The following is a 26,561-nucleotide window of genomic DNA, read 5'->3' as shown; positions in this document are numbered from 1 at the left end:
CATCCCCCGGGCGGGCGCCACAGCCTGCTGCCCGGTGTCGGACCGGTCCCGGCCTGCGCCGTCGCCCCGTGGCCACCGGAGCCCGACCGTGACCTTCCTGCGCAGCCTGTTCGCGGTGGCCGTGCTGGCCGCCGCCGGAGCGGCCGGCTACTGGCTGTATCTGCGGCCGGTCCCGGTCGAGACCGCGGCTGCCCGGCGCGGCGACGCCGCCGAGATCGTCTACGCCACCGGCGTCGTGGAGCCGCGGACCTGGGCCAAGGTCACGCCGCTGCTGCGCGAGCGCATCACCGCGCTGTGCAACTGCGAGGGCGAGGCGGTCGCGACCGGTGCCGAACTCGCCCGCCTCGACGACCGCGAGGCCCAGGCGGCGCTGGCCGAGCTCAAGGCGCGGCTGCGCCTGGCCCATGACGAGCTCGAGCGGCAGGCGGTCCTGGCCGGGCGGAACGTGACCAGCCAGCAGGCCCTCGACCGGGCCCGCAGCGAGGTCGCGCAGTACGAGGCGCTGGTGGCCGGCCAGAGCGCCCGGCTGGAGAGCTACCTGCTACGGGCGCCGATGGCCGGCGTGGTGCTGCGGCAGGACGGCGAGGTCGGCGAGATCGCGGAGCCCGGAACCGTGCTGTTCTGGGTCGGCCGGCCGCGCCCGCTGCTGGTGATCGCCGACGTCAACGAGGAGGACGTGCCGCGGATCGCGGTCGGCCAGCGCGCGCTGCTGCGGTCCGACGCCTTTCCCGAGCGCGAGCTGGCGGCGGTGGTCGACAGCGTCACCCCGAAGGGCGACCCCGTGACCAAGACCTTCCGGGTGCGGCTCCGGCTGCCGGCGGACACGCCGCTGCATATCGGAATGACGGTCGACGTGAACGTCGTGGTCCGGGTGTCCGAGGAAACCTTGCTGGTCCCCGGCTTGGCGGTCGAGGGCGGCGCGGTGTTCGTCGCCGAGGACGGCGTCGCGCGACGCCGGCCCGTCGAGGTCGGCATCCGGGGCATCCGCGCCACCGAGATCCGGTCCGGACTCGGCCCCGGCGAGCGGGTCGTGGTGCCCTATCCGCCGGACCTGACGGACGGCGCGCGCGTCACCGTCCGGCCCGAGTGACCCGGCCGTGCGGCTGATCCTCGACATCGCGGTCACCCACATCGCCGGGCGCGGCCGCCAGACCCTGGTCGCGGTGCTGGGCGTGGCGGTCGGCGTCGGGTTCTCGATCGCCATGGCGGCGCTGATGCAGGGCGGGCAGGACGATCTGATCGCCAAGCTGGTCGACACCATGCCGCATGTGGAGATCACCGACGACCGGCGGCAGCCGCCGACGCAGCCGGCGGAGGCGGCGTTCGATGCCGTGGCCATCGCCGGCCTGCGCCCGCGCGAGGACCGCCGCGGCATCATCAACCCGACGGCGGCCTTCACCTGGCTGCGGGAATGGGTGCCCGGCCGCGTGGCCGCGAGCCTCGAGACCCAGGGCGTGATCCGCTATCTCGGGCGCGACGTCGGCGCCACCGTCGTCGGCATCGAGCCGAAGGCCGAGCGCGGCGTCTCGCCGATCATCGGGAATTTTGTCCAGGGCAGCTTCGAGGCCCTGGGCGCCGGCGGCAACAACGCCGTGATCGGCGACCGCATGGCGGCGCGGCTGGGGGCCGGGATGGGCGACACCGTCACCGTGGTGGCGGCGACCGGACAGTCGCGCGGCTTCAAGATCGCCGGGCTGTTCCACACCGGCATCACGGCGCGCGACGAGCACGAGGTCTACGTCCTGCTCAAGAGCGCCCAGATCCTCGACGAGCGCATCAACGTCATCAACCAGATCCGGATCAAGCTGGACGACCCGGCGGCGGCTCCGGCGGCCGCGCGCCGCGCCGAGGCGCGGCTCGGCTACAAGTCGGTGTCGTGGCAGGAGGCCAACCGGCAGATCCTGGAGGCGGTCGTGGTGCGCAACGTCATCATGTACACGGTGGTCGCCGCCATCATGCTGGTCGCCGGCTTCGGCATCTTCAACATCATCTCCACGATCACCCACGAGAAGGCACGCGACATCGCCATCATGAAGTCGCTCGGCTTCAGCCGGGGCGACATGCAGCGGCTGTTCGTGCTGGAGGGCGTGGCGATCGGCGCCGCCGGCTCGGCGCTGGGCTGGCTGCTCGGCTTCGCCCTGGTCTACGCGCTCTCGCTGGTGCATTTCGAGCTGTCCGCCGGCGGCCGCGAGCTGACCCGGCTGCCGATCGCCTGGGATCCCCTGCACTATGCGATCGCGGCCGGCTTCGCGGTCGCCTCGGCGGCGGTCGCCGGCTACCTGCCGGCGCGGCGGGCCGCCCGCCAGCATCCGGTCGACATCATCCGGGGCGCCTCGTGATCCGGTGCACGTCATGAGCGCGCTGATCGAGGCCGAGGGGCTGACCAGGATCCTGCCGGAGGTGGTGCCGGTGACCCTGGTCGAGGACGTCACCCTGGCGATCGGGACGCGCGAGTTCGTCGCCATCACCGGGCCGTCCGGGTCGGGCAAGTCGTCGCTGCTGTACCTGCTCGGCCTGCTCGACCGGCCGACCGCCGGGACCCTGCGGCTGGCCGGCGAGGACACCGCGCCGATGAACGAGGCGGCCCGGGCGGCGCACCGGCTGGCCCTGATCGGGTTCGTGTTCCAGTTCCACTTCCTGCTGCCGGAGTTCACCGCCCGCGAGAACGTCGAGATCCCGATGCGCCGGCTGGGCCGGCTGCCGCGCGAGCGGTCCCGGGCGCGGGCCGGCGAGCTGCTGGAGTCGCTGGGGCTGGCCGGCCATGTCGACAAGCGGCCCGACCAGCTGTCCGGCGGCCAGCGCCAGCGGGTGGCGGTCGCCCGGGCGCTGGCCAACGACCCGCCGCTGGTGCTGGCCGACGAGCCGACCGGCAGCCTGGACAGCCAGAGCTCCGAGCAGGTGTTCGCGATCCTCGCCGACCTGGTGCGCGAGCGCGGCAAGACCGTCGTCGCCGTCACCCACGACCTGGAGCTGGCGGCCCGCATGGGGCGGCGCATTCACCTGGTCGACGGCCGCCTGGTCAGCGACGAGCGGGCCGCCGGCCCGGCGCCCGGCTGACCCGCCGTCACAGCCGCTCGACCTCGCACCATGAGCAGCGCAGCGGGATCGAGCCGCTGACCGGGTCCGACCGGCCGGTGTCGATGGCCGCGTTGATGTTGGCGGCCAGCGGGTGCGACCCGTCGTAGGGGCTGCCGTCCGGCCCGTCGACCCACCAGCCGTGCTGGCCGAACACCGCGCCGGCCGGCAGGTCGCGCAGGATCGAGACCCGCGCCACCGCCCGGCCGCGCGCGGTCACGACCGCCGCCCAGTCGCCCTGCGCCAGGCCGCGCGCCGCCGCGTCCGCGGCCGCCATCTCGACCACCGGGTCCGGCATCAGCCGGCGCAGCGAGGCGATGTTGCGGTGCTGGCTGTGGCAGTAGGCGACGGTCTTGGCCGAGCCGAGGCGCAGCGGGTAGCGCGGGTCGGCCGGGATCAGGTCGGCCGGCTCGAAGGCCGGCACCGGCCGCTGGCCGTGGTCGTGCAGCCGTTCCGAATACACCTCGATCCGGCGGGTCGGGGTCGGAAAGCCGCGCGGCATGCCGTCGGCATCGGCCGCCGCATGCGCCTCCAGCACGGCCTCTCCGCCGACCGCCAGCCCCTCCGGCGACGCCCGTAGCGCGGCGACCGTCAGCCCGGTATCGGCCAGCACATGGTCGTGGCCGGCGTCGGCGCTGCCGCCGAAGAACAGGTCGGAAAGCCCGAGCCGATCGGCCAGGCCGAGCACGATGTCGGTGTCGGACCGGGCCTCGCCGACCGGCGCGACCACCGGCGGCCTGAGCTGCACGCGCCGCAGGCCCTCCAGGCTGGAGTCGAAGCCGGTGCGCAGGCCCTCGCGCTCCCAGGACGTCGCCGCCGGCAGCACGATGTCGGCATGGCGCGCGGTGGCGTTCAGGAAGAAATCGGCGTGGACGTGGAACTCGAGGGCGGCGAGCGCCCGGGCCGTCACGTCGGCGTCCGGCTGCGACACCAGCAGGTTGGTGCCGAACGACACCAGCATCCGCACCGGATAGGGATCGCGGTCCAGCACCGCCCGCCAGACGTCGCGCGCCGTCACCCAGCCGTTCAGGCCCGGGCCGAGCGGCCGCGCGTCGAGCCCGAGCGCCTTGGCCCGCTGCCACGGCGCGAGCAGGTCGCCGCCGGCGATGTCGCGGAACGCCGCCGCCCCGCCCGGCACGTTACCGCCCGCCTTCCCGTAGCTGCCGGTCAGGGCGTAGAGCAGCGAGATCGCCCGGTCGGTCTGGGTGGCGGTCGGGCTCTGGCCGACGCCGTTCCAGGCGTAGTAGGCGACCGAGCCGGCCTCCGCGAGGCCCCGGGCCGCCGCATCCAGGTCCTCGGGCGCGACCCCGGTCACCGCCGCCACCCGGTCGGGCGGCCATGCGGCGGCGGCCTCGGCATACAGTTCGAACGCGCTGCGGCAGGCGACCCGGCCGTCGACCGTCGCCACCTCGATGCTCGACCACAGCGCCGGCTCGCCGCCGTCGAGCCAGTCGCCGCGGCCGGCATCGAAGCGCAGTCGGCGGCCCTCGGCATCGACCGCCAGCAGAACGTCGTCGCAGCCGTCCGGCAGGAGGTCGCCCGGAACGAGGTCGCTGGCGCGCAGGAACCGCCCGCTGTCGGCGCGCACCAGCAGCGGCCCGTTGCTCCAGCGCGCCATGAAGCCGGCGTCGAAGCGGCCGCGCTCGATCAGCAGGTTGGCGAGGCCGAGGGCGAGCGCCTGGTCGGTCCCCGGCCGCACGGGCAGCCACGGGTCGGCCCGGCGGGCCAGGCCGGTCGGCCTCGGATCGACGACGATCAGCCGGGCGCCGCGCCGCATCGCCTTCTGGACCTCGACGGCCCGGGCCAGCCAGGTGGCCGACGGGTTGTTGCCCCACAGCAGCACACAGTCGGCGTTCGCGAAATCCGGCGTGCCGATGTCGGTCCCGAAGGTGAAGCGGCTGGCGAAGTCCTTGTGCCAGTTGCAGATCTCGGTTCCGTAGATGGTGTTCGGGCTGCCATAGGCGCGGATCAGCCGCTCGATCCAGGCGATCGAATCGGAGATGTGGGTCCCGCTCGGCGTGGTGACCGAGAACGCCACCTGTTCCGGGCCGTGCTCGGCGGCGACCGCGGCCATCCGGCCGGCGATCTCCGACAGCGCCTCGTCCCAGGAGACCGGCACCCAGCCGGGGTCGGCGGCGCCCTTCGGCGCCGTGCGCCGCATCGGCCGGGTCAGGCGGTCGGGGTGATAGACCAGCTCGGGGGCGGCCCGTCCCTTGGGGCACAGCTTCTCGCCGCTCGGATGGTCGGGCAGCGGCTCGATCCCGGTCAGTCGGCCGTCCGCAACGACGGCGACGCAGCCGCAGCGCGACCGGCACTGGGTGCAGAAGGCGGGAGTACGGACAGTCGGCATCGGGCGGGCCTCGCGGGTGGTCTCCCAGTCTAGGGACGACCGGACGGGGCTGGGAAGCCGGGCAGCACTACTCGGCACGCAGGCGCGCGATCATCGTCCGCACCGCCTGCATCTGGACGCCGCCGCGCTCGGCATAGGCCTCGCCGCTGTAGCCCCACCAGTCCCAGCAGCCCTGCGGATTGCCGCCCCAGCCGAGCGCATCCCACGCCGGCGTCCAGCCCGTTGTCTGGGGATACAGGACGACGATCCGGTTGGCCTCGGCCCAGCGGTTGTAGCCGGCGTCCCAGACGAAGTCGTCGTCGACCGCCTCGACATTCTGGCTGCAGCCGTGCAGCGCGACATGCAGCCGGCAGCCGGCATCCGCGGAGTCGCAGGCCGCCGGCACATAGACGTAGCCGATGTCGGCGAGGCTGGCGCTCTTGGTCCCGGCGTCGAAGAACTCGCGCTGGTCGAAGCCGATCAGGCGCTCGCGCCGCGGCTCTGCCGGCATCCCGGCGAACCCGTCCGGCAGCAGGTGGCGGAGCAGCTCGCCGGCGGCGTCGCGATCGCAGTCGACGACGAAGGGCGGCGCCTGCTCGGCACAGGTCAGCTTGCGGAACCGGCTCTCACCGCGGAAGTCGTCGACCGGAAAGCCGTGCCCGGCGGACACGGTGCTGACCACCGCCAGGCGGTCGCCGGTCACCCCGGCCCGGCGGTAATACTCCGCCAGGACCGCCCCGGTCGCCGGCGGGACCACGGTGTCCCGGGTTCCATGGAACAGCCAGACCCGGTCGTCGGCGAGGTTGGCGGGATCGTCGATCCCGGCTCCGGCCCGGGTCACGTCGGTCACGGTGATGGCCCGCTCGACGGTCGGCACCTCCGGCAGTTCGCCCCACCAGCCGGCCCAGGCCTCCACCGTGTCGCGGGCCACCCGGGTGCACACGCTCAGGGCGGTCAGGGTGCGGCCGTAGGGGTGGATGGCGAGCCACCAGGGCTCGTCGGGCGGTTCGGCGCAGCCGTAGGGCCCGCCCGCCACCAGTCCGGCCCCTTCGATCACCCGGGAGAACGCGACATGCAGCTGGTGCGCGAAGAACGCGCCGGACGAAAGGCCGGAGACCGTGACCGAGTCCTGGCCGAGCCCGGGAACCGCCTGCAGCCGAGCCGGCTGAGCGACCACGGCACCGGCCCAAAGGCACATCAACGTTCCGAGGAGCCAGCGCATCGGTGCAATCCTTCCGGGACCGGTTCGCGGCGGCCACGGTGCCACATCGGCCCGGCCGGGGAAACCATGCAGGGACTTCGAAAGTCACCCGGACATTTTTCACAAATGCTGGCAGGCGGAGCGATTCACTTCAGCGAACTTCGCTTCGCCTTGGAAACCACGATTCCCCGCACCGACACCCGACTAAGCGGCTCGAATTAATGATTCATTGAAGATCGGCATGATACGCCCCCGCCATGCTGAAGATCTACGACTGCATAGCCGATCGGCACGAAGCCTGGCTGGTTGTCCTGGCCGGGGCCGTCTGTCTGTTCGCCAGCTACACGGCGTTCAGCCTGGTCGCCCGGGCCCGGTCGCTCGACCGGTCGGCCCGCCTGGCCTGGCTCGCCGCCGCGGCGGCGACCACCGGCGGCGGCGTGTGGGCGACCCACTTCATCGCGATGCTGGCCTATACGGCCGACGTACCGGTCGGCTACGACCTCGGGCTGACGGCGGCCTCCGTCGCGGTCGCCGTCGCGCTGGCCGGAACCGGCCTGCTGGCGACGGTGGTCGCAGGCGCCCCGGTACTCGGCGGCGCCGTCATCGGCGTCGGCGTCGTGTCGATGCACTATCTGGGAATGGCGGCCTTCGAGGTGCCGGCGGTCAAGCTCTGGGATCCGGCCTATGTCGCGGCCTCGGTCCTGATCGGCATTGCCGGCGGCGCCGGCGCCTTCGCGGCGGCCGGCCGTGGTCCGCTCGAACGTCCGCTGTCCGTCGGATTGCTGGTGCTGACGATCTGCGGGCTGCATTTCACGGGCATGGCCGCCTTCAGCCTGCGGGCCGATCCGCGGATCGCCCTGCCGGACACCATGATCGCCCCGGACTGGCTGGCGGTGGCGGTGGCGGTGGTCGCCATGCTTATCGTCGGCTTCGGCCTGCTGGGAGCGATGATCGATGAGCGCCTGGCCCGCCGCAACGCGACGGAAGCCGAACGCCTGCGCCGCCACGTCGTCGAACTCGAGGCGACCAAGCGCGACCTGCAGGCGACCACCGAACAGCTGCAGGCCGCCCTCCAGGCGGCGGCCGCCGGCAGCGAGGCGAAGACCCAGTTCCTGGCGACCATGAGCCACGAGCTGCGCACGCCGCTCAACGCCGTCATCGGCTTCGCCGAGATGATGAACCGCGAGATCTACGGCCCGCACGGCGATCCGCGATACGCCGAGTTCGCGCGGACCATCGTGAGCAGCGGGCAGCACCTGCTCGACCTGATCAACGACGTGCTCGACGTGTCGGGCCTGGACGCCGGGCGGCTCGAGCTGCAGGAGACCGACATCGACGTCGGCGAACTGGTGGACGGGGCCCTGCGGATGCTGGAAGGCCAGGCGGATCAGGCCGGTCTCCGGCTCGAGGCAGAGGTTCCGGCCAACCTGCCGGCCCTGTCGGCCGACGCCCGCCGGCTGCGGCAGGTGCTGCTGAACCTGGTATCCAACGCCCTGAAATTCACGCCCGAGGGGGGTCGGGTGACGGTGTCGGCCGCCGTCGACAGCGCCGGCCTGACCGTGTCGGTCGCCGATACCGGCATCGGCATCGCCGCCGAGGATGTTCCAAGGGCGCTGGAGCCGTTCGGGCAGGTCGACAGCCGCCTCAGCCGCCGCTACCAGGGCAGCGGCCTCGGGCTGCCCCTGTCGAGGCAGCTGGTCGAGCTGCACGGTGGCACGCTCTCGATCGAGAGCGCGGTCGGGACCGGGACCACCGTCACGGTCGCCCTGCCGCCGGGGCGTCTGCGCCCCCGCGCCACCGCAGCCTGAACGACCGGCTCAGCCGGCCAGGCGCTCGTTCGACGGGAACATGAACTTCTTGGCCTCGGCGTCCATCTCGGTCTTGAAGGCGTGGCCGGCCTTCTCCTTCAAGGCAACCGCCGCGGCCGCCGCCGGCCGGGCGCTGATCTCGTCGACCAGCCGCTTGAGGTTCGGGAACTTGGCCATCGCGCCCTCGTCGAGCACCAGGTTCGCCATCCGCACCCAGCCCCAGACCGCCATGTCGACGATGGTGTAGGTGTCGCCGAGCATGTAGCGGTGCCGGGCGAGCTGGTCGTCCAGGATCTTGTAGTGGCGCTCGGCCTCGAAGTCGTAGCGGTTGATGGCATAGGGCACCTTCTCGGGCGCCATGCGCTTGAAATGCACGGCCTGGCCGGAATACGGGCCGAGGCCGGTGGCCACGAACATCAGCCAGGACAGCAGCTGGCCGCGCGACTTCGGGTCGCCGGCCGGCATGAACTTGCCGGTCTTCTCGCCCAGGTACAGCAGGATGGCGTTGCTGTCGAAGACGTTCACGTCGCCGTCGACCAGGGACGGCGCCTTGGCGTTCGGGTTGATCGCCAGGTATTCCGGCTTGAACTGGTCGCCCTTGCGGCCGTCGACCGGGATCGGCTCGTACTCCAGGCCCGCCTCCTCGAGGAAAAGGGCCACCTTCATCGGGTTCGGACCGGTGTTGTAGTAGAATTTCAGCACGGCATGCCTCCGGTATCGGCAGGTTGGCGGGGCGGCACGGGCCACCCGCGGGGAAAGACGCGGCGGAGTGTGGAGCGGAGCGCGCCGGCGTGTCGATCACGATCCGATGAGCGGCTGTCTTGCCGACGGCGCAAGGTTGCGCCACATTACAGACTAGTCAGATAACTAGTCAGATCGATCGGCGATCATGAAGACTTGGCAGGTACAGGACGCCAAGGCCCGCTTCAGCGAGATGCTGGACGCCTGCGTCACGGAGGGCCCGCAGATGGTGACGCGGCGGGGAGCCGAGGCCGCCGTCCTGGTTCCGGTCGACGACTGGCGTCGCCTGACCGCGGCCGCCCGTCCGGCCCTGAAGGACCTGCTGTTGTCCGATGAGGCACGAACGGAGTTCGTCCTGCCCCGGCGCGGCGTCGCGAGACGCCGGCCGCCGGCCGAACTGGGCTGACGCCGGGGTGTATCTCCTGGACACCAACGTCGTCTCGGAACTGCGCCGGCCCCGGCCACATGGCGGCGTGGTCGCCTGGCTGCGGTCGGTCGACGACGGCGACCTGCATCTCTCGGCGGTGACGCTCGGCGAGATCCAGGCCGGGATCGAGATCACCCGGGAGCAGGATCCGGCGAAGGCGGCCGAACTCGACCGCTGGGCCGACCAGGTTGCCGCGGCCTACAACGTGCTCGCCATGGACGCGAGGACGTTCCGCGCCTGGGCGAAGCTGATGCACCGGCGCTCCGACGCGCTCTACGAGGACGCGATGATCGCCGCCGTCGCGCTGGTTCACCAGCTGACCGTGGTAACCCGCAATACCCGCGACTTCGCAGCCTTCGGCGTTCCGACCTTCGACCCGTTCGCCAGGCACTAGGGTCCGCCCCTCAGGTCTCGCCGCGGTGGATCGGGTCGACCCACTTCACGGCTTCCGGCTTCTCGACCGGCTCGATGTCCAGGTTGACCACCACGTTCTCGTTGTCGCTGCGCACCAGCACGCAGTCCAGCGGCTCGTCGGTCGAGGCGTTGATCTCCTGGTGCGGCACGAAGGGCGGCACGAAGATGAAGTCGCCGGGCCCGGCCTCGGCCACGTATTCCAGGTTCTCGCCCCAGCGCATGCGGGCACGGCCGCTGACCACGTAGATCACGCTCTCCAGCTCGCCGTGGTGGTGGGCGCCGGTCTTGGCGTTCGGGAAGATCTTGACGGTGCCGGCCCACAGCTTCTTGGCGCCGGCGCGCGCGGTATTGATCGCGGCGGCCCGGTTCATGCCCGGCGTCTGGGCGGTGTTCGGGTCGAGCTGGTCGCCCGGGATCACCTTGATGCCGTTGTTCTTCCAGTCGACCGTCCCGCTCGCCGGGGGGCCGTCGTGATGGTGGTGGTGATCGCTCATGGCCGCCTCTCCTTCATATCGAACGTGCGTTCCGTATATCGAACAGGTAGCCGATCCGGCTGCCGATGCAAACCGCCGGCGCGGCACGACAGCCGTCGCGGGCCGTGTTCGCACCTGCGGCATCAACGCGGTGGATCGCCGGCGCGTTTCCTGGCAGGTTCCGCCGCCTCACCGGACATGCGAGACCAGGATGAGCAAGGGCCTGTCGCGACCGAAGAACCAGATCCGCTTCCTGCTGCTGGAGGGCATCTCGCCGTCGGCGGTCGAGGTGCTGCGCGGCAACGGCTACGACAATGTCGAGGTGCTGCCGAAGGCGCTCGAGCAGCCGGCGCTGATCGAGGCCCTGAAGGACGTGCAGATGCTCGGCATCCGCTCGCGCACCCAGCTCACCGACGCGGTGCTGCAGGCGGCCCCGTCGGTGGTGGCGGTCGGCTGCTTCTCGGTCGGCACCAACCAGGTCGAGCTCGAGGCCGCCGCCCGGCTCGGCGTGCCGGTGTTCAACGCGCCGTTCTCCAACACCCGCAGCGTCGCCGAGCTGACGATCGCCGAGATCGTCATGCTGGCCCGCGGGATCTTCGCCAAGTCGACCGCCGCCCACCGCGGCGAGTGGATCAAGAGCGCCGCCGGCAGCCGCGAGATCCGCGGCAAGACCCTGGGCATCGTCGGCTACGGCAACATCGGCAGCCAGCTGGCGGTGCTGGCCGAGGCCATGGGCATGCGGGTGATCTATTTCGACCGCACCGACAAGCTGCGCCACGGCAACGTCGAGCCGACCGACAGCCTCGGCGACCTGCTGGCGCGCGCCGACGTGGTGTCGCTGCACCTGCCGGAGACCGCGGAGACCCGCGGCCTGTTCGACGCCGCCCGGATCCGCGCCATGAAGCCGGGCAGCTTCCTGATCAACAACGCCCGCGGCAGCCTGGTCGACATCGACGCCCTGGCCGCCGCCCTGCGGGACGGCCACCTGGCCGGCGCCGCGGTCGACGTGTTCCCGAGCGAGCCGAAGTCCAACGCCGACCCGTTCGAGAGCCCGCTGGTCGGCCTCGACAACGTGATCCTCACACCGCATGTCGGCGGCTCGACCGAGGAGGCGCAGGAGCGCATCGGCGACGAGGTGGCACGCAAGCTGGTGGAGTATTCCGACGTCGGCTCGACCGTCGGCGCCGTCAACTTCCCGCAGGTGCAGCTGCCGAAGGGCGGCTCGGTGACCCGGTTCATCCAGGTCCAGCGCAACCTGCCGGGCGAGCTCGGCAAGCTGAACGACCTGTTCGCCCGGCACCGCCTGAACATCGCCGCCCAGCACTACCAGACCGACGGCGAGATCGGCTACGTGGTGCTCGACGCCGAGGGCGAGGTCCCGAACGCCTTCGACATCCTGACCGAGATCCGCACCCTGCCCGGCACCATCCGCGCGCGGCTGCTGAACCGGACGTAGGCCCTTCGCGGCAGGCTACCGCCCGAACGCCAGGTCGGTGGTCTTGCGCAGCTTGCGCACCACGCGGGTCAGGATCAGCTTCATGATCGGCGGGGTGTCCGCCAGCAGTGTCTCGTACTGCGCGCGCGAGATCAGCAGGCAATCGGTGCCCTCGAGCGCCCGCACGGTGCGGGCGTGCGCCACGTGGTCGACCAGCGCCATCTCGCCGAAGATCTCGCCCTTGCCGAGCACCGCCACCACGACCTTGCGGTCGCCCGCCATGCGCGAGACCTCGACCCTGCCGGACTCGATCAGGAAGGCCCCGACGCAGGGCTGGCCGGGCTCGACGATGATCTCGTCGGGCTCGAAGGACATCTGCCTGAGCTTCATGGCCGTCACGCCCGCCGCATGGCGGCAGTCAGCACCCCGGCGCCGATCAGGAACGAGCCGCCGACCCGGTTGATGGCACGCAGCACCGCCGGGCTGCGCAGCCGCGCCCGCACCCCGCCGGCCGCCAGGATGAAGGCCGCGTTGGTCAGGCCGCCGAGCAGCACGAAGGTCGGCGCCAGGACCGCCAGCTGCGGCAGCACCGGCGCCTCGGCGGTCATGAACTGCGGCAGGAAGGCGACGAAGAACGCCAGCCCCTTGGGGTTCAGCGCGGTCACGACGAAGCCGTGGATCGCCCGGCGGCTGCGGCCCGACGCCGCCACCTGCTCGACCCCCTGGGGATTGACCGGGGCCCGCCACAGCCTGACCCCGAGCCAGACCAGGTAGGCGGCCCCCACCCACTTGAACAGCGTGAACACGGTCGCCGAGGCCGCCAGCAGGGCGCCGAGGCCGACCGCGCACAGCGAGATCGCCACCAGGTCGCCGAGCAGCACCCCGGTCATGGTCCCGAACGCCGCCCTGCGGCCCTCGCCGAGCGCATAGCCGACCACCAGCATCACGGTCGGCCCCGGGATGATCAGCATCGCGAAGGACGCGGCGACAAAGGCGAGCCAGGTCTCGAAGGCCATCGGTTCCTCCCGGTTGGCGGCGGCCGCCACGACGACGGGCGCGGCGACCGCACACCGGAGCAATCCCGCTCCCGGGGCCCGCGTCAACCCCCGAGCGCCGGGCCCGCCGCTATTGCCTGGCCCCGAAGCGCGCCTGCCATTCCCGGTGCCCGGGCTGGCCCTGGGCCGGCGGCGGGGCGGGCTGGACGTGGCAGCCGCGCCGGCCGCAATGCCGGCAGCGCGCCTTGCGGGCCAGCATCACCAGCGGCATCGCCGGGCCGTAGCGCGAGATCAGGGTCTGGATCGGCACGGTGTCGCGGTTGAGGCATTTCGGCGTGACGCACCAGAACTGCAGATGCGTAGCGCCCTGCCGGACGAACGTCCCGAGCGCATCCCCGGCATAGACCCAGTCGTTCCGCATGATGAGAACGTAGCGGGAACATTCGATGGTGTGCAAGGCACCAGGAGAGTCGGCCGCTGCGGGGGCGGACAACGTCCCCGCAGCCCGGCAGGAATCGGTGGCCAGGGGCCGCCGGCGGGTGATACATGGTCCGGCTGGTTCGGTGCGCGCGCCGGAACGGCCCGCAGCTATTCGGTCCCTCCCTTGGCGACGTTCATACAGAGGATCATCGCGGGCGAACCGGCGGCCGTCGAGCGGGCCGAGGCCTACATCCGCGAGTCCCCGGCGGGCGAGCACGTCCCCGATCTGCGCAAGGCCCTGATCCAGCACTACACCAGGGCGCCGGGAGTCCGCCGGGACGCCGGCGTCAACCACCTGGACCGCGACCGCGAGGCCGCACTCCGGCACCGGCGGGCCCTGCACGCCGCCTTTCCGCAGGACACCTGGCAGACCTTCCAGCTCGGCAACCTGCTGACCGACACCGGGCGGTGCGACGAGGCGATGACGGTTCTGGAGGCGCTGCGCGCGGCGTCGCCGGACGGCCCGCTTGAGATCAACGTCCTCACGGCGATCGCCCGGGTGCACCGCATCCGCGGCGAGTTCGACCGGGCCGCCGCGGTGCTGGAACGCACGCTTTCGCAGGCCCGGGAGGTGTTCGGCGCCGACCCGAAGGACGAGCAGGCGCAGTTCGTCGGCGCCGTGCTGGCGCGGCTGGCGCGGATCTTCGTCCTCACCGGCGACCCGGCGCGGGCGGCACGGGTCATCGAGGACTTCCCGCAGGCGAACCGGCATCCGCTGCTCAGGCGGACCCTGCTGCGCGCCCGGGCGCTGCTGCGCGACGGGCCGCCGTCGCAGCACCGCGACGCCCGGCCGGTCGACCTGAACGCCCTGACCGTCGCCTGCGTCAAGCACGGGACGAAATACGGGCCCGACTACGTCAACCGCCTGTACGCCATGGTGCGGCGGCATCTCCCGGGCGACTGGCGGTTCGTCTGCCATACCGACGACCCGAGCGGGCTCCGGCCGGAGGTCGGCGTCATCGACATATCGCGGACCGGGTTGCGGGGCTGGTGGACGAAGCTGGCGCTGTTCGACCCGGCGACCCCGATCGCCGACCGCACGGTGCTGTATCTCGACCTCGACACGGTGGTCGTCGGCGACCTCCGGTTCATCGGCGAGCTGAAGGTCGGGTTCCACATCATGGAGCATCCCGACGCGCCCGGCTTCAACTCCTCCGTCATGCTGTTCGACCGGGCCTTCGCGGCCCCGCTGCACCGGGACTTCCGGCAGCAGGACATGGACCGGCTGCCCGGCGACCAGGACTGGATCGAGGAGTGCATGCCCGGGATCGACACGTTCCCGCACGGCCTCGCCCACGTCTACCGCGGGCTTCACCCGGACCTCGACTCCCCCGGCCTCGCCAGGACCGGCATCCGGATCGTGACCTTCCCGACCGAGCCGAAGCCGCACCAGATCCGCCACGGCTGGGTGCCGGAGCACTGGCGGTAGCGGCGGGCGCGGCCGGCCGGCCGCGGGTCAGGCGTAGCGCAGGTCGAGCAGCCGGCCCAGATGGCCGAACACGTCGGCCAGTTGCACCGGCTTGGCGAGGTAGGCGTCGGCCCCCGCCCGCAGCGCGCGCTGGCGGTCGGCCTCGAAGGCGACGGCGGACACCACGATCACCGGCGTGTCGCAGCGCTGCGGAGCGGCCCGGATACGCCGGATCACCTCGGCGCCGTCGATACCGGGGAGTTCGAGGTCGACCAGCACGGCGTCCGGCGCCCATTCGGCGAACTGCGCCAGGGACTCGACGCCGTCGCGGCAGTCCCGCGTCACGAAGCCGACCGCCTCGAGCGCGCCGACGAGCAGGCGACGGTTCGCCTCGCGGTCGTCGACCACCAGGATGCGCGGCACCGCCTGGCCGGGCGCCAGCCGGCGCGGCAGCTCGGGCAGCGCGGGCCGCGCCGCCGCCGCGCGATCGGTCCGCCGCAGCGGCACGCTGAAGACGAAGCGGCTGCCGCGGCCGGGGCTGCTGCGGACCGTGATGTCGCCGTCCATCAGCCGGGCGTACTCGCGCGAGATGGCGAGGCCGAGTCCGGTGCCGTCGCCGGCGTCGCGCCCGGCGGCGGCCTGCTCGAACGGGCGGAACAGCCGCGCCAGCTCGTCCTCGGCGATGCCGGGCCCGCTGTCCTCGACGGCGACCCGCAGCACGAAGATGTCGTCATCGGCACCGCCGTCCCGATCGACCGTCGCCTCGACCCGGACGTGGCCGCGGGCGGTGAACTTGATGGCGTTGCCGATGAGGTTGAACACGATCTGCCGGATCCGCCCGGCGTCGCCCAGCGCGGCCGGCGGCAGCGTTCCGGCGCCGGCCAGGTCGAAGTCCAGGCCCTTCGAGCGGGCGCGCGCCGCCAGCAGGTCGCAGGCCGACGCCAGGAGGTCGCCGGGATCGAACGCCTCGAGGTCGATCGCGACCCGGCCGCTCTCGATCCGCGACATGTCGAGGATGCCGTTGATGAGGGTCAGCAGGTGCTCCCCGGCGCGCAGGATCGTCGCCAGGTGGTCGCGGACCCGCTCGTTCAGGTCCGGCTGCATCGAACAGAGCTGGGCGAAGCCGAGCACCGCGTTCATCGGGGTGCGGATCTCGTGGCTCATGCTCGCCAGGAACTGGCTCTTCGCCCGGTTCGCCTGCTCGGCCGCCTCGCGCGCCGCCAGCAGCGAGGTCTCCAGCGCCTTGTGCTCGGTGATGTCGACCAGGACGGCGATCGTGGTCTCCTGGAAGGTGAAGGCCGTGGTCCGGACGAACCGCCCGCTACCGTCCTTGCAGCGGATGTGGGTGCCGCTGGCGTTGGAGGTGTAGTCGTCGATCCTGGCCATGCCGGACGACCGCCGGGCCTCGTAGCCGGCCAGGACTTCGGCGCGATAGGCCGGGTCGGGATAGGCCCGCTCGTACCAATCGAAGGTGCTGCCGATGTCGTCGAGGGTGTAGCCGGTCATCCGGGTGAACTGCCCGTTCACGTAGAGCCAGCGACGGTCGGCGTTGTGCCCGACCACCACCGCGAGCGGAAGCTTGTCGAACACCGCCCGCAGGGCCACCGCCTGCGCGTCGGCGCGCTGGCTGTCGGCGATCGCGTCGACGGCGCTGCGGCCGACGGCGTGCTCGGCCAGGACCAGCGCGTAGAAGGACCTGCCGCCGTCGCCGAACGGCCGCAGCGCCGCGCGCACACGGCGCTCCCCGTCGCCGCCGAGGCGCCAGACGTAGATTGCGGAGTCGGCGTCCAGGCGCCGGCGCCAGTTCGCGAGCGCGGCGGCGAAGCCCGGGCGGTCGTCGGGGTGCAGATGGTCGGCGAAGCCGCTGCCGACGCAGCGCTCCCTGGCACCCGCCGTCCACCGCACGAACAGCGGCGACGCCTCGAGGACGACGCCGGCCGCGTCGAGCGTCGCGCTCGCCACGCTCAGGGCCTCGGCCGCCGCCAGGTGCGCCGATCCGGCGGGCGGTTGCGGTGCATCGGGTATGCCGTTCACGGTGGTCTCGGCCTCGTCGTCCGGATCATGGCGCCGCGCGTCGGCCGATGAGATACCCAAAGCGTGCACAAATCCTTAAGCGGCCGCCCCGCCATGCGCCGGCCGCGATGCCGCCATGCGACGGAAAGTCCCGGATTCCCCCTTGACCCCCCGGTCCCCGATCGCCATTCTCCGCACCACGAACGGCTGGGCAGCGGCGGGGGTGTTCCCCACGTTTCCTGGCCGATCGCTTTTCGGGGCGGCATTCCGCCCGTTCGGAGGTACTCGACGCACACATACGCACGGTAATCGCCCGGCGAAATCCCGTGTCAGCCCGCCCCCTTGGGGGTGGGTTTTCTTGTCTGCCCATTCCGCTCGTCCCGTAGGGCCCGCCGTGGTCCATGGGGGTGGAGGGTCTAAGGGTAGCTGGGTCAATCTTCTGGTTAGGAGGAACGAGTGTTGGACAACAAGCTCGCCGCCAAATTGGGGATGGACTCGGCCACTCAGCCGAGCGAATTCCATGCCGAAACCCTCGACCGCGACACCCGGTCGGAGGACAACGTCATCCGCCTGCCGTCCGCCGGGGTCACCTCCTCGGACGAGCGGCTCGACCACTTCGTCAAGCGCGACGGCCTGACCTTCGCGGGCACCCACCTGATCATCGACCTGTGGGGTGCGAAGCGGCTCGACGAGATCGAGCACATCGAGGAAGCCCTCAAGGAGTGCGTGACCGCCGCCGGCGCCACCCTTCTGCACATCCACCTGCACCACTTCTCGCCGAACGGCGGGGTGTCGGGCGTGGCCGTGCTGGCGGAATCGCACATCTCGATCCACACTTGGCCGGAGTGCGGCTACGCCGCCCTCGACGTGTTCATGTGCGGCGACGCCAGGCCGCATGCCGCGATCGACGTGCTGAAGCGGGCCTTCGTGCCGACCGCGGTCAACATCGGCGACCACAAGCGGGGCATGGTGGTATGAGCGAGTGGTTCACGGAGACGCTGCACCCCTGGCTGGCGCAGCGTCTCCGGATCGACCGCGTGCTGTTCCGCGACAAGACGGAACACCAGGACTTGATCATCTTCGAGAACGAGCGCTTCGGGCGGGTGCTGACGCTGGACGGCGTGGTGCAGACCACCGAGGGCGACGAGTTCGTCTACCACGAGATGATGGCGCATGTGCCGATCGTGGCGCACGGTGCCGCGCGCCGGGTGCTGATCGTCGGCGGCGGCGACGGCGGCATGGCCCGCGAGGTCCTCAAGCACCGGGCGGTCGAGAAGGTCACCATGGTCGAGATCGACCGCGGCGTGGTCGACATGAGCGTCGAGCACCTGCCGTCGCTGTCGGCCGGCGCCTTCGACGACCCGCGCCTCGACCTGGTGATCGCCGACGGTGCCCGATTCGTGGCCGAGACGGACGAGCGGTTCGACGTGATCATCGTCGACTCGACCGATCCGATCGGCCCGGGCGAGGTGCTGTTCACCGCCGCGTTCTACGCCGACTGCAAGCGCTGCCTGACCGCGGGCGGCATCGTCGTCACCCAGAACGGGGTGCCGTCGCTGCAGGGCTCTGAAGTCACCAACTCCTGGAACCGGCTCGGGCAGTCGTTCGCGGACGTGTGGTTCTACGTGGCGGCGGTGCCGACCTACCAGGGCGGCTTCATGACGCTGGGCTGGGCCAGCGACGACCCGGCCAAGCGCCGGCACGACGTCGCCACCGTCGAGGCCCGCTTCGCGCCGCTCGGCATCGCGACCCGCTACTACACCCCGGCGATCCACCAGGCCTGCTTCGCGCTGCCGAAATTCGTGATCGACCTGCTGAAGTGACGGCGAGGGGGCGATAGCCCCCGAACGCCGTCATCCCAGCTGCTGGCGCCACACCCCGGTCCGCGGCAGCACCGGGACCGCCTCGACGCGGTCGTGCTCGACGGCGCCGGTTGCCAGATCGAACACCGTGAAGTCGAAGCCCGGCCCGATCTCCTCGACCACGATGCCGTCGCGGCGCAGCGGACTGCCGCCGCTCAGCGCCAGGCAGCCCAGCAGGTGCAGGCGGCCGTTGTGCCTGACCGGCATCAGCACCCGCTCGAACTCCAGGTAGTCCCGGTCCGGCAGCACCACGCGTCCCTTGAAGATGCAGACCGCCGGGTCGAACACCCGCAGGAAGTAGGGGGCGACGACCGGATAGACCTCGGGCGGGACCACCTCGTCGAGATGCAGGCCGGTGTGGTTGGAGCCGAACAGCCGGTTCACCTCCTCGCCCGACACCCGGTACCGCAGCCGGTCGCCGAGCCGTTCGAGCAGATAGACGAAGGGCAGGACCGACGGCACCGCGACCGGGTCGAAGTCGAACGGCCGCAGAGCGCCAAGCTCCTGCCGGGCGAGCCAGTGGTCGAGCACCCGGGCGGTCGGCTCGAAGCGGAGCAACCGGTCCTTCAGCGCCAGGAGTGTGGTCACGGCAATCTCGCTGTAGCCGGATCGGCACGGCCGCCCGCATCGGCGCCGCGCTCTCCCCACCCTAGCGGCGTACCCGGAATCCGCAAATTCGGGAAACTACGGGGTCAGTCCGTCAGCAGCTTGCCGCTGCGCCCGGCCAGGGCCTGGCCGCCGGCGATCTTGGCGATCGTCTCGCCCGGCCACACGAAGCGGTGGGTCTTGCGCGCGAACAGCAGGCCCGAGGTGCCGGCGGCGATCTCGATGCGGCCCTCCGCCGGGTCGTCGGCGGTCGGGTCGATCAGGTCGGCGATCGGCTGGCCGGCCGTCACCTCGCTGCCGAGCGGCACCCGGTAGCTGACGATCCCCGGCAGCGGCGCCTTCACGATCTCCATGCCGGCCAGCGGGGTCGCCGGCCGGGCCAGTGCCGGCACCGGGCCCGGGTCGCCGCCGATCACGCCGCGGTGCTGCAGGAACCGGTACAGCCGGTCGGCGTCCTCCTCGGCCAGCGCGTCGCCGACATCGGCCATGCCGCGCAGCTCGACGGTCGCCGACAGGCAGGCCGACGGCACCGGCGTGGCCGCGCCGAACCGGTTGCGCAGGTCGAGCCACGGCTTGCTCAGCGCCTCGTCGAACGGGTTGCCGCCGGATTCGTCGGCCAGCATGGTCACCGGGCTCTCCAGGAAGGCCGGCAGGTCGGCGGCGTCCGGCCACAGGTGGTCGGCCAGGTAGACGTGGAAGCCGGCCTCGTCGTCGCAGTGCAGGTCGAGGGCGACGTCGGCATCGTGCGCCAGCCGCATCAGGGTCAGGCGCAGATAGGCGCCCTCGCCCTCGGACCGGGCGGCGCGGTCGGCCAGGATCTCGCCCAGGGCGTCGCGGATCAGCGCCGTGTTGACGGCGGCGTCGGGGCCGAGCCGGCCGTCGACCATGTCGCCGACGGCGCCTGCCAGGTCCGGGTATTCGCGGTTGAAGTTGCTGCCGTCGGCCATGCTGGTGCGCCCCAGCATGTGGCCGCGCAGCACCTGGCTCTGGCCGATCGGGTTGGCCACCGGGACGATCACCACCTGCCCGAGGAGCGGGTCCTCGCCGGCGTCGAGCCGCCGGATCAGGTGGTGCAGCACCAGCAGGCCCGGCAGCTCCCCGGCATGCAGTCCGGCCTGCAGGTAGGCCTTCGGCCGGGCCTCGGGATCGCCGAACGCATGCACCGTCAGATAGCGCTCGGTGCCGAGGCTCATCGGCGGCAGCGGGAAACGCGAGACGATGCGGGTCATGGCGGAACCTCGGCACGGGCGACGCGGGCATTCGGCGGTTCGCGGGGTGTGCTGTCAAGGACGGTTTGACGGGCCGTCCCGACCGGCGCGGCGGCCGATCCGGGCCCCACGCGCCGGCCGCCGCGTGCTATGGTCGCCGCCGAATCGCAGACCAGACGGCCATGACCGATCCGACCGCTCCATCCGATCCCGCCCCGGCCGTCTCGGTCCTGATCGTCGCCTGGCAGTCCGGGCGGCACCTGGCGCGCTGCCTGGAGGCGCTGGACCGCCAGACCTGGCGCGACTTCGAGGTCGTGCTGCTCGACAACGCCTCGACCGACGGCGCGGTCGACGCCCTGGCGCCGCGGCCGTGGCTGCGGATCGAGCGGTCGGCGACCAACCTCGGCTTCGCCGCCGGCAACAACCGGGCGGCGGCGCTCGCGCGGGGGAAATACCTCGTCACCCTGAACCCGGACGCCTTCGCCGAGCCCGGCTGGCTGGCCGCCCTGGTGGCCGCCGCCGGGCGCCATCCCGAGGCCGGCTCGGTCGGCTCGGTGCAATTGCTCGACGCCGACCCCGGGCTGTTCGACGGCGTCGGCGACCCGCTGCACGCCACCGGGGCCGCCTGGCGCGGCGGCCGGCTGCAGCCGGCGCGGCCGGTGGCGGAAAGCGCGACCTTCGGGGTGTGCGCGGCCGCCGCCCTGTACCGGCGCGACGCCTTCCAGGCAGCCGGCGGGTTCTGCGAGCGGTTCTTCTGCTTCTACGAGGACGTCGACCTGGCGGTCCGGCTGCGGCTGGCCGGCTGGTCCGCCGTGGTGACCCCGGACGCCGTGGTCCGGCATGTCGGCTCGGCCTCGGCGCCGTCCGCCTTCGTGCTGCGCCACGCCACCCGCAACCGGGTCTGGGCCTGGCTGCGCGGCATGCCGGGGCCGCTGCTGGCGGCGACCCTGCCGGCGACCGCGGCGATCTGGGCGGCCGGCGTGCTCGTCGACCTGGTCCGCGGCCGCGGGACCGCGCGGGCGGCGGCGTTCGCCGAGGCGGCGCGCGGGCTCGGCCCGACCCTGGCCGAGCGCCGGGCCATCCAGTCGTCGCGCCGGGCCACGGTCGGCGCCTTCGCGCGGGCCCTGACCTGGTCGCCGCTGCGCTATCTGCGCCGGGCCGTCGACCTGCGGCCGATCCCGGACCTGCCGGCGCGGGTGGCCGAGCCGCCGGGCGACGGCGCCGGGGTGGTGGCGGTGATCGTCAGCTACCGGCCGGACCGGACCCTCGACCGGGTGCTGGACGCCGCCCTCGCCCAGGCCGGGCGGGTGGTGCTGGTCGACAACGGGTCGGGCGCCGCGGTGCAGGACCGGCTGGCCGCCCGCGCCCGCGACGACGACCGGCTGACCCTGATCGCCAATCCGGACAACGTCGGGCTGGCGACCGCCCAGAACCAGGGGCTGGCGGCGGCGCTGGCCGCCGGGGCCGACTGGATCCTGCTGCTGGACGACGACAGCGTGCCCGGCGACGGCATGGTCGCGGCCATGCTGGCGGCCTGGCGGGAGCTCCCGGACCGCCGGCGGGTGGCGCTGCTGACCCCGCGCCTGACCGACCCGGAGGGCACCCTGCGGCCGCGCCTGCTGACCGCCCGCGGCCGCTTCGACCTGGCCCGCACGCCGCTGGTGCCGGGCGCGGTGGTCCGCGACGGGGTGTTCGCGATCGCGTCGGGCAGCCTGCTGCGGGCCCGGGTCCTGGAGGTCGCCGGCCGCATGGACGAGCGGTTCTTCATCGACTACGTCGACGTCGAGTTCAGCCTGCGCCTGCGCCGCGCCGGCTTCGAGATCGTCGGGGTCGGCGACGCCGTGCTGCAGCACCGGCTGGGCGAGGTCCGGACGGCCCGCCTGCTCGGCCGCGAGAAGACGCTGAGCACCCACGAGGCGTGGCGGCGCCGGCTGATCCACCGCAATCGGGTGCGGGTGTGGCGCCGGCATGGCACGGCCTGCCTGGGCTGGCTGGCCTTCGACCTGGCGGCGGCGCTGTACGATGTCTGGAAGGCGATCGCCTGGGAGGACGACAAGGCGGCGAAGCTGGCCGCGATCCTGAAGGGTCAGCTGGAGGGCTGGCGGGACTGAGCGCCGGCCGCGAGCCTACTCCTCCTTGGCGGCCTTGAGGCCGAGACGCTCCAGCAGCCAGCCCAGGGTCAGCGGCACCGCGCGCACCGCCAGCCGCATGAAGATCGCCAGGCTGATCAGGCGCAGCGCCAGGTCGGGATACTGCGGACGGAAGTGCTTGCCGAAGTACTTCGCGACGCTGACCGATTTGTGCCACTCGACCACCAGCGGGAACACCCGGCTGGTACCCTTCACATGGGTCACCGCAGCATCCGGCACGTACAGGATCGAGCTGCCGGCTTTCTGGATCCGCAGGCAGAGGTCGACGTCCTCGACGTGCAGGAAATAGTCCTCGTCCATGCCGCCGACCCGCTCGTAGACGGTACGCGGCATCAGCATGAAGGCGCCGGAGATGCACTGCACCGGGGTGATCTCGGTCAGCGGCTCGGCCTCGTTCAGATTCAGGCGCTGGAAATGCGGGTGATTCGGCATCAGCCGGTCGAGCCGGAACTGCTCGACCAGGCAGGTCCAGGGCGTCATCAGGTTGCGCCGGCCGCCGCGCTGCTCGGTGCCGTCGGTGTTCTCGACCCGCACCGTCAGCGCGCCGGTCCCGGGATTGTCGGCCATCACCTGCAGTCCGCGCGCGACCACCCCGGGGCGCAGCATGCAGTCCGGGTTCAGCAGCAGCAGGTGGCTTCCGGTCGCGGCCGCGACCCCGAGGTTGCAGCCGCGGGCGAATCCGACATTGCCGTGCCCCCTGAGAATCCGCAGCCGCTTGTCGGCGGCGGCCAGACCGTCGACGGCCCGCCGGGTCTCCGCCGAATTGCCGTTGTCGACCAGCACCACGGCGTCGACCGCCTCCTGGTCGAGCGCCGCGCGCAGGCTGTCGATCAGCACCGGCCCGGTGCGATACGAGACGATCACCACCGAACAGGTCCCGAGAGAACCGCTGTTGGTGCGCACCACTCGATCCTGGGAAGATGCCGCTGCCTTCGGCCGGTACGGGACGAGTTGGGAGTGCTCGGTATTTGGCAGCGGTTGGATATTCAAGAGATCAAACCAATCGTTTACGGGCCTTCGACAGGCAACCATAGACCAGGGCTCAGACCGCACTATTCCGAATTCGCGGCAACGTACCTTGCGACAGTAGCACAGGGTCGGTATTGCGCGAAACGAGCAACACGGACGGCCGCCCCCCTCGGATCCGCGGATTCACCCGTCGTCCGGAACCGCCGCGCTTCTTGTCCCGGCTTCGAGCAGCATGCTATAGGCCCCGGCGTTCCGATCCGGTTCCGGAGGCAGAAGCGTGCAGGTCGAATCGCTCGCGATCCCCGATGTGAAGATCATCACGCCGAAGAAATTCGGTGACCATCGCGGCTTCTTCTCGGAGACCTACAGCAAACCGGCGTTCGAGGCGGCGGGCCTGCATCTCGACTTCGTGCAGGACAATCAGTCCTTGTCGGCGGCGACCGGCGTGCTGCGCGGCCTGCACTTCCAGATCCCGCCATTCGCCCAGGACAAGCTGCTGCGGGTGGTGCGCGGCCGGATCTTCGACGTCGCCGTCGACATCCGCCACGGCTCGCCGAGCTTCGGCAAGTGGGTCGGCGCCGAGATCTCGGCCGAGGCCTGGAACCAGATCCTGGTGCCGAAGGGGTTCGCCCACGGCTTCGTTACCCTCGAGCCCGACACCGAGGTCCTGTACAAGGTGACCGCGCCCTACGCGCCGGAGCACGACCGCGGCATCGCCTGGGACGACCCGGACATCGCGGTGGCCTGGCCGCTCGACGGCATCCGGCCGACCCTGTCCGACAAGGACACCCGTCATCCCCGGCTGGCCGATCTGCCGGCCCACTTCACCTTCTGAGGAACCCGCCATGCCGATGCCGCAGACCATCCTGGTGACCGGCGGCGCCGGGTTCATCGGCTCCGCGGTCGTCCGGCTGCTGATCGCCGAGACCGAGGCGCGGGTGGTGAACCTGGACGCCCTGACCTACGCCGCCAGCGGCACCGCGCTCGCCGAAGTCGAGGGCAGCCCGCGCTATGCCTTCGAACAGGCCGACATCCGCGACGCCGACCGGCTGACCGGGATCTTTGCCCGGCACCGTCCGGACGCGGTCATGCACCTGGCCGCCGAGTCGCATGTCGACCGCTCGATCGACGGGCCGGAGGACTTCATCCAGACCAACGTGGTCGGCACCTTCCGCCTGCTGCAGGCCGCGCGCGCCTACTGGGAGACCCTCGAGGGCGAGGCCCGCGCCGGTTTCCGCTTCCACCACGTCTCGACCGACGAGGTGTTCGGCTCGCTGGGCGCCGACGGCTTCTTCACCGAGGACACCGCCTACGACCCGCGCTCGCCCTATTCGGCCTCGAAGGCGGCGTCCGACCACCTGGTGCGGGCCTGGGGCGAGACCTACGGGCTGCCGGTGCTGCTGTCGAACTGCTCGAACAACTACGGGCCGTTCCACTTCCCCGAGAAGCTGATCCCGCTGATGATCCTCAAGGGGCTGCGCGGCGAGCAGCTGCCGGTCTACGGCGACGGCTCCAACGTCCGCGACTGGCTGTTCGTCGAGGATCACGCCCGGGCGCTGTGGACCGTGCTGAGCCAGGGCGTGCCCGGCGCCAGCTACAACGTCGGCGGCCACAACGAGAAGACCAACCTCGAGGTCGTGCAGACGATCTGCGACCTGCTGGACCGCTTCAGCCCGCGCGCCGACGGCGTGTCGCGCCGCAGCCAGATCACCTTCGTCGCCGACCGGCCCGGCCACGACCAGCGCTACGCCATCGATCCGGGCAAGATCGACCGCGAGCTCGGCTGGACCCCGCGCGAGACCTTCGAGAGCGGGATCGAGAAGACCGTGCGCTGGTACCTGGACAACGCCGCCTGGTGGCAGCCGATCATCCAGCGCCAGGACGCCCTCGCCCGGGTCGGAACCACGACGCGCAAGGCGGGCTGAGCGATGCGGGTCCTGGTCACCGGCGTCACCGGTCAGGTCGGCGGCGCCCTGGTCGCACGACCGGCGGCGGGCATCGAGTGGATCGCCGCCGGCCGCGACCGGATCGACCTGTCGGCGCCGGGCTCCGTGGCGGCGGCGGTCGACGCCCTGGCTCCGGACGCCGTGGTCAACCCCGCCGCCTACACCGCCGTCGACAAGGCCGAGGAGGACAGCGAGACCGCGTTCCGGGTCAACCGCGACGGCCCGGCGGCGCTGGCCGCAGCCTGCGCGGCACGCGGCATCCCGCTGATCCACCTGTCGACCGACTACGTGTTCGACGGCACCGGCACCCGGCCCTACCGGAGCGACGATCCGGTGGCCCCGCTCGGCGTCTACGGCATCTCCAAGGAAGCCGGCGAGCGGGCGGTCCGCGAGGCCCACGACGACCACGTGATCCTGCGCACCGCCTGGGTCTACGCCGCCGAGGGCAGGAACTTCGTCAACACCATGCTGCGGGTCGGGGCCGAGCGCGACGAGCTGCGGGTGGTCGCCGACCAGCGCGGCACCCCGACCTCGGCCGACGACATCGCCGCGGCGATCACGGCGCTGCTGGCGGCGCGCCGCGACGGCAACGCGATGCGCGGCACCTTCCATTGCACCGCCGCCGGCGAGACCACCTGGCACGGCCTCGCCGAGGCGGTGTTCCGGCGCGCCGAGCGGCACTGGGGCCGCCGGCCGACGGTGCAGCCGATCGCGACCGCCGACTATCCGACGCCGGCCCGGCGGCCGGCCTACTCGGTGCTCGACAACGGCACCCTCGACATCGCCCTGGCCGGCACCGCCGCGGTGCCGCGCCGGCCCTGGGAAGCGGCGCTGAACGCCGTCCTCGACACGCGGCTCGGGCCGCTCACGGAGACCGACAGATGAAGGGCATCGTGCTCGCCGGCGGATCCGGCACCCGGCTGTATCCGCTGACCTTGGTCGCCAGCAAGCAGCTGCTGCCGGTCTACGACAAGCCGATGATCTACTACCCGCTGACCACGCTGATGCTGGCCGGCATCCG

26 protein-coding genes are annotated in these 26,561 nt (G+C 72.0%); 15 read left to right on the top strand and 11 right to left on the bottom strand.

What is annotated here, in order from left to right; genetic code table 11:
* Positions 1 to 88 precede the first annotated feature (88 nt).
* From RIC31_RS21540 to RIC31_RS21530, 3 genes are read left to right on the top strand one after another with little or no spacing between them, the layout of a single operon-like run.
* Complete coding sequence (locus RIC31_RS21540) at positions 89 to 1,090, top strand: efflux RND transporter periplasmic adaptor subunit (protein WP_350112695.1); 1,002 nt, start codon at positions 89 to 91, stop codon at positions 1,088 to 1,090.
* A 7-nt stretch (positions 1,091 to 1,097) separates the two neighbouring features.
* Positions 1,098 to 2,339 (top strand): ABC transporter permease, encoded by a 1,242-nt coding sequence (locus tag RIC31_RS21535; protein ID WP_350112692.1) that lies wholly within the window; start codon positions 1,098 to 1,100, stop codon positions 2,337 to 2,339.
* Between the two features lie 13 nt (positions 2,340 to 2,352).
* On the top strand, positions 2,353 to 3,057 hold the full coding sequence (locus RIC31_RS21530) for an ABC transporter ATP-binding protein (RefSeq protein ID WP_350112689.1): 705 nt from the start codon (positions 2,353 to 2,355) through the stop codon (positions 3,055 to 3,057).
* A 7-nt stretch (positions 3,058 to 3,064) separates the two neighbouring features.
* Here the strand turns inward: RIC31_RS21530 and RIC31_RS21525 are convergent, their stop codons facing one another.
* Both RIC31_RS21525 and RIC31_RS21520 read right to left on the bottom strand, forming a co-directional pair.
* On the bottom strand, positions 3,065 to 5,425 hold the full coding sequence (locus RIC31_RS21525) for a molybdopterin-containing oxidoreductase family protein (RefSeq protein WP_350112686.1): 2,361 nt from the start codon (positions 5,423 to 5,425) through the stop codon (positions 3,065 to 3,067).
* Between the two features lie 67 nt (positions 5,426 to 5,492).
* Complete coding sequence (locus RIC31_RS21520) at positions 5,493 to 6,626, bottom strand: extracellular catalytic domain type 2 short-chain-length polyhydroxyalkanoate depolymerase (RefSeq protein WP_350112683.1); 1,134 nt, start codon at positions 6,624 to 6,626, stop codon at positions 5,493 to 5,495.
* Positions 6,627 to 6,862: 236 nt separating this feature from the next.
* Here RIC31_RS21520 and RIC31_RS21515 point away from each other — a divergent pair, with 236 nt between their 5' ends.
* Positions 6,863 to 8,413 carry an MHYT domain-containing protein gene (locus RIC31_RS21515; protein ID WP_350112680.1) on the top strand — a complete coding sequence of 517 codons (1,551 nt, stop codon included), beginning with the start codon at positions 6,863 to 6,865 and terminating at the stop codon, positions 8,411 to 8,413.
* 9 nt (positions 8,414 to 8,422) lie between these two features.
* Here RIC31_RS21515 and RIC31_RS21510 read toward each other — a convergent pair whose 3' ends face one another.
* Positions 8,423 to 9,115 (bottom strand): glutathione S-transferase family protein, encoded by a 693-nt coding sequence (locus tag RIC31_RS21510; protein ID WP_350112677.1) that lies wholly within the window; start codon positions 9,113 to 9,115, stop codon positions 8,423 to 8,425.
* Positions 9,116 to 9,302: 187 nt separating this feature from the next.
* Between RIC31_RS21510 and RIC31_RS21505 the strand changes: the two genes are divergently transcribed.
* Complete coding sequence (locus RIC31_RS21505; RefSeq protein ID WP_350112674.1) at positions 9,303 to 9,560, top strand: type II toxin-antitoxin system Phd/YefM family antitoxin; 258 nt, start codon at positions 9,303 to 9,305, stop codon at positions 9,558 to 9,560.
* Positions 9,561 to 9,567: 7 nt separating this feature from the next.
* Positions 9,568 to 9,975: a type II toxin-antitoxin system VapC family toxin gene (locus RIC31_RS21500; protein ID WP_350112671.1), complete on the top strand. Its 408-nt coding sequence runs from the start codon at positions 9,568 to 9,570 to the stop codon at positions 9,973 to 9,975.
* Positions 9,976 to 9,985: 10 nt separating this feature from the next.
* Here the strand turns inward: RIC31_RS21500 and RIC31_RS21495 are convergent, their stop codons facing one another.
* Positions 9,986 to 10,489 (bottom strand): cupin domain-containing protein, encoded by a 504-nt coding sequence (locus tag RIC31_RS21495; RefSeq protein WP_350112668.1) that lies wholly within the window; start codon positions 10,487 to 10,489, stop codon positions 9,986 to 9,988.
* A gap of 190 nt (positions 10,490 to 10,679) precedes the next feature.
* Between RIC31_RS21495 and serA the strand changes: the two genes are divergently transcribed.
* A complete protein-coding gene (gene serA, locus RIC31_RS21490; protein ID WP_350112665.1) occupies positions 10,680 to 11,924 on the top strand; it encodes a phosphoglycerate dehydrogenase in 1,245 nt (414 codons plus the stop codon).
* Positions 11,925 to 11,939: 15 nt separating this feature from the next.
* On the opposite strand, the gene RIC31_RS21485 is transcribed toward serA, so the two are convergent.
* From RIC31_RS21485 to RIC31_RS21475, 3 genes are all read right to left on the bottom strand, one after another.
* Complete coding sequence (locus tag RIC31_RS21485; RefSeq protein WP_350112662.1) at positions 11,940 to 12,293, bottom strand: cyclic nucleotide-binding domain-containing protein; 354 nt, start codon at positions 12,291 to 12,293, stop codon at positions 11,940 to 11,942.
* Positions 12,294 to 12,298: 5 nt separating this feature from the next.
* Entirely contained in the window at positions 12,299 to 12,919 is a 621-nt protein-coding gene (locus tag RIC31_RS21480) for a LysE family translocator (protein ID WP_350112659.1), read from the bottom strand.
* Positions 12,920 to 13,028: 109 nt separating this feature from the next.
* Positions 13,029 to 13,319, bottom strand: coding sequence for a hypothetical protein (locus tag RIC31_RS21475; RefSeq protein WP_350112656.1), 291 nt, complete (start codon positions 13,317 to 13,319; stop codon positions 13,029 to 13,031).
* Positions 13,320 to 13,502: 183 nt separating this feature from the next.
* Between RIC31_RS21475 and RIC31_RS21470 the strand changes: the two genes are divergently transcribed.
* Positions 13,503 to 14,807 carry a hypothetical protein gene (locus RIC31_RS21470; protein ID WP_350112653.1) on the top strand — a complete coding sequence of 435 codons (1,305 nt, stop codon included), beginning with the start codon at positions 13,503 to 13,505 and terminating at the stop codon, positions 14,805 to 14,807.
* 27 nt (positions 14,808 to 14,834) lie between these two features.
* Here RIC31_RS21470 and RIC31_RS21465 read toward each other — a convergent pair whose 3' ends face one another.
* A complete protein-coding gene (locus tag RIC31_RS21465; RefSeq protein WP_350112650.1) occupies positions 14,835 to 16,820 on the bottom strand; it encodes a hybrid sensor histidine kinase/response regulator in 1,986 nt (661 codons plus the stop codon).
* Positions 16,821 to 17,255: 435 nt separating this feature from the next.
* On the opposite strand from RIC31_RS21465, the gene speD reads away from it, so the two are divergent.
* Both speD and speE read left to right on the top strand, forming a co-directional pair.
* Positions 17,256 to 17,777 (top strand): adenosylmethionine decarboxylase, encoded by a 522-nt coding sequence (gene speD / locus RIC31_RS21460; protein WP_350112646.1) that lies wholly within the window; start codon positions 17,256 to 17,258, stop codon positions 17,775 to 17,777.
* Positions 17,774 to 18,622, top strand: coding sequence for a polyamine aminopropyltransferase (gene speE / locus RIC31_RS21455; protein ID WP_350112643.1), 849 nt, complete (start codon positions 17,774 to 17,776; stop codon positions 18,620 to 18,622). The genes speD and speE overlap by 4 nt, the downstream gene beginning before the upstream one ends.
* Before the next feature lie 30 nt (positions 18,623 to 18,652).
* On the opposite strand, the gene RIC31_RS21450 is transcribed toward speE, so the two are convergent.
* Positions 18,653 to 19,249, bottom strand: a complete 597-nt coding sequence (locus tag RIC31_RS21450; protein ID WP_350112640.1) for a PAS domain-containing protein — start codon at positions 19,247 to 19,249, stop codon at positions 18,653 to 18,655.
* A gap of 104 nt (positions 19,250 to 19,353) precedes the next feature.
* The gene (locus tag RIC31_RS21445; protein WP_350112637.1) at positions 19,354 to 20,496 is read right to left on the bottom strand and encodes a succinylglutamate desuccinylase/aspartoacylase family protein; all 1,143 of its coding nucleotides are present in this window, start codon (positions 20,494 to 20,496) and stop codon (positions 19,354 to 19,356) included.
* Positions 20,497 to 20,657: 161 nt separating this feature from the next.
* On the opposite strand from RIC31_RS21445, the gene RIC31_RS21440 reads away from it, so the two are divergent.
* Positions 20,658 to 22,586 (top strand): glycosyltransferase, encoded by a 1,929-nt coding sequence (locus RIC31_RS21440; protein WP_350112634.1) that lies wholly within the window; start codon positions 20,658 to 20,660, stop codon positions 22,584 to 22,586.
* 15 nt (positions 22,587 to 22,601) lie between these two features.
* On the opposite strand, the gene RIC31_RS21435 is transcribed toward RIC31_RS21440, so the two are convergent.
* Positions 22,602 to 23,528 carry a glycosyltransferase family 2 protein gene (locus tag RIC31_RS21435; RefSeq protein ID WP_350112631.1) on the bottom strand — a complete coding sequence of 309 codons (927 nt, stop codon included), beginning with the start codon at positions 23,526 to 23,528 and terminating at the stop codon, positions 22,602 to 22,604.
* 343 nt (positions 23,529 to 23,871) lie between these two features.
* On the opposite strand from RIC31_RS21435, the gene rfbC reads away from it, so the two are divergent.
* From rfbC to RIC31_RS21415, 4 genes are all read left to right on the top strand, one after another.
* Entirely contained in the window at positions 23,872 to 24,429 is a 558-nt protein-coding gene (gene rfbC, locus RIC31_RS21430) for a dTDP-4-dehydrorhamnose 3,5-epimerase (protein ID WP_350112629.1), read from the top strand.
* A gap of 10 nt (positions 24,430 to 24,439) precedes the next feature.
* Positions 24,440 to 25,519, top strand: a complete 1,080-nt coding sequence (gene rfbB, locus RIC31_RS21425) for a dTDP-glucose 4,6-dehydratase (protein ID WP_350112626.1) — start codon at positions 24,440 to 24,442, stop codon at positions 25,517 to 25,519.
* A gap of 3 nt (positions 25,520 to 25,522) precedes the next feature.
* The gene (gene rfbD, locus RIC31_RS21420; RefSeq protein WP_350112623.1) at positions 25,523 to 26,425 is read left to right on the top strand and encodes a dTDP-4-dehydrorhamnose reductase; all 903 of its coding nucleotides are present in this window, start codon (positions 25,523 to 25,525) and stop codon (positions 26,423 to 26,425) included.
* On the top strand, positions 26,422 to 26,561 hold a 140-nt coding region (locus tag RIC31_RS21415), incomplete at its 3' end, for a sugar phosphate nucleotidyltransferase (protein WP_350112754.1). The genes rfbD and RIC31_RS21415, both read left to right, overlap by 4 nt.

The organism is Thalassobaculum sp. (genome assembly GCF_040219615.1).
Lineage (GTDB): Bacteria > Pseudomonadota > Alphaproteobacteria > Thalassobaculales > Thalassobaculaceae > Thalassobaculum_A.
Note: the sequence above shows the minus strand (reverse complement) of the source record. Positions and strands in the feature narration are given on the sequence as shown.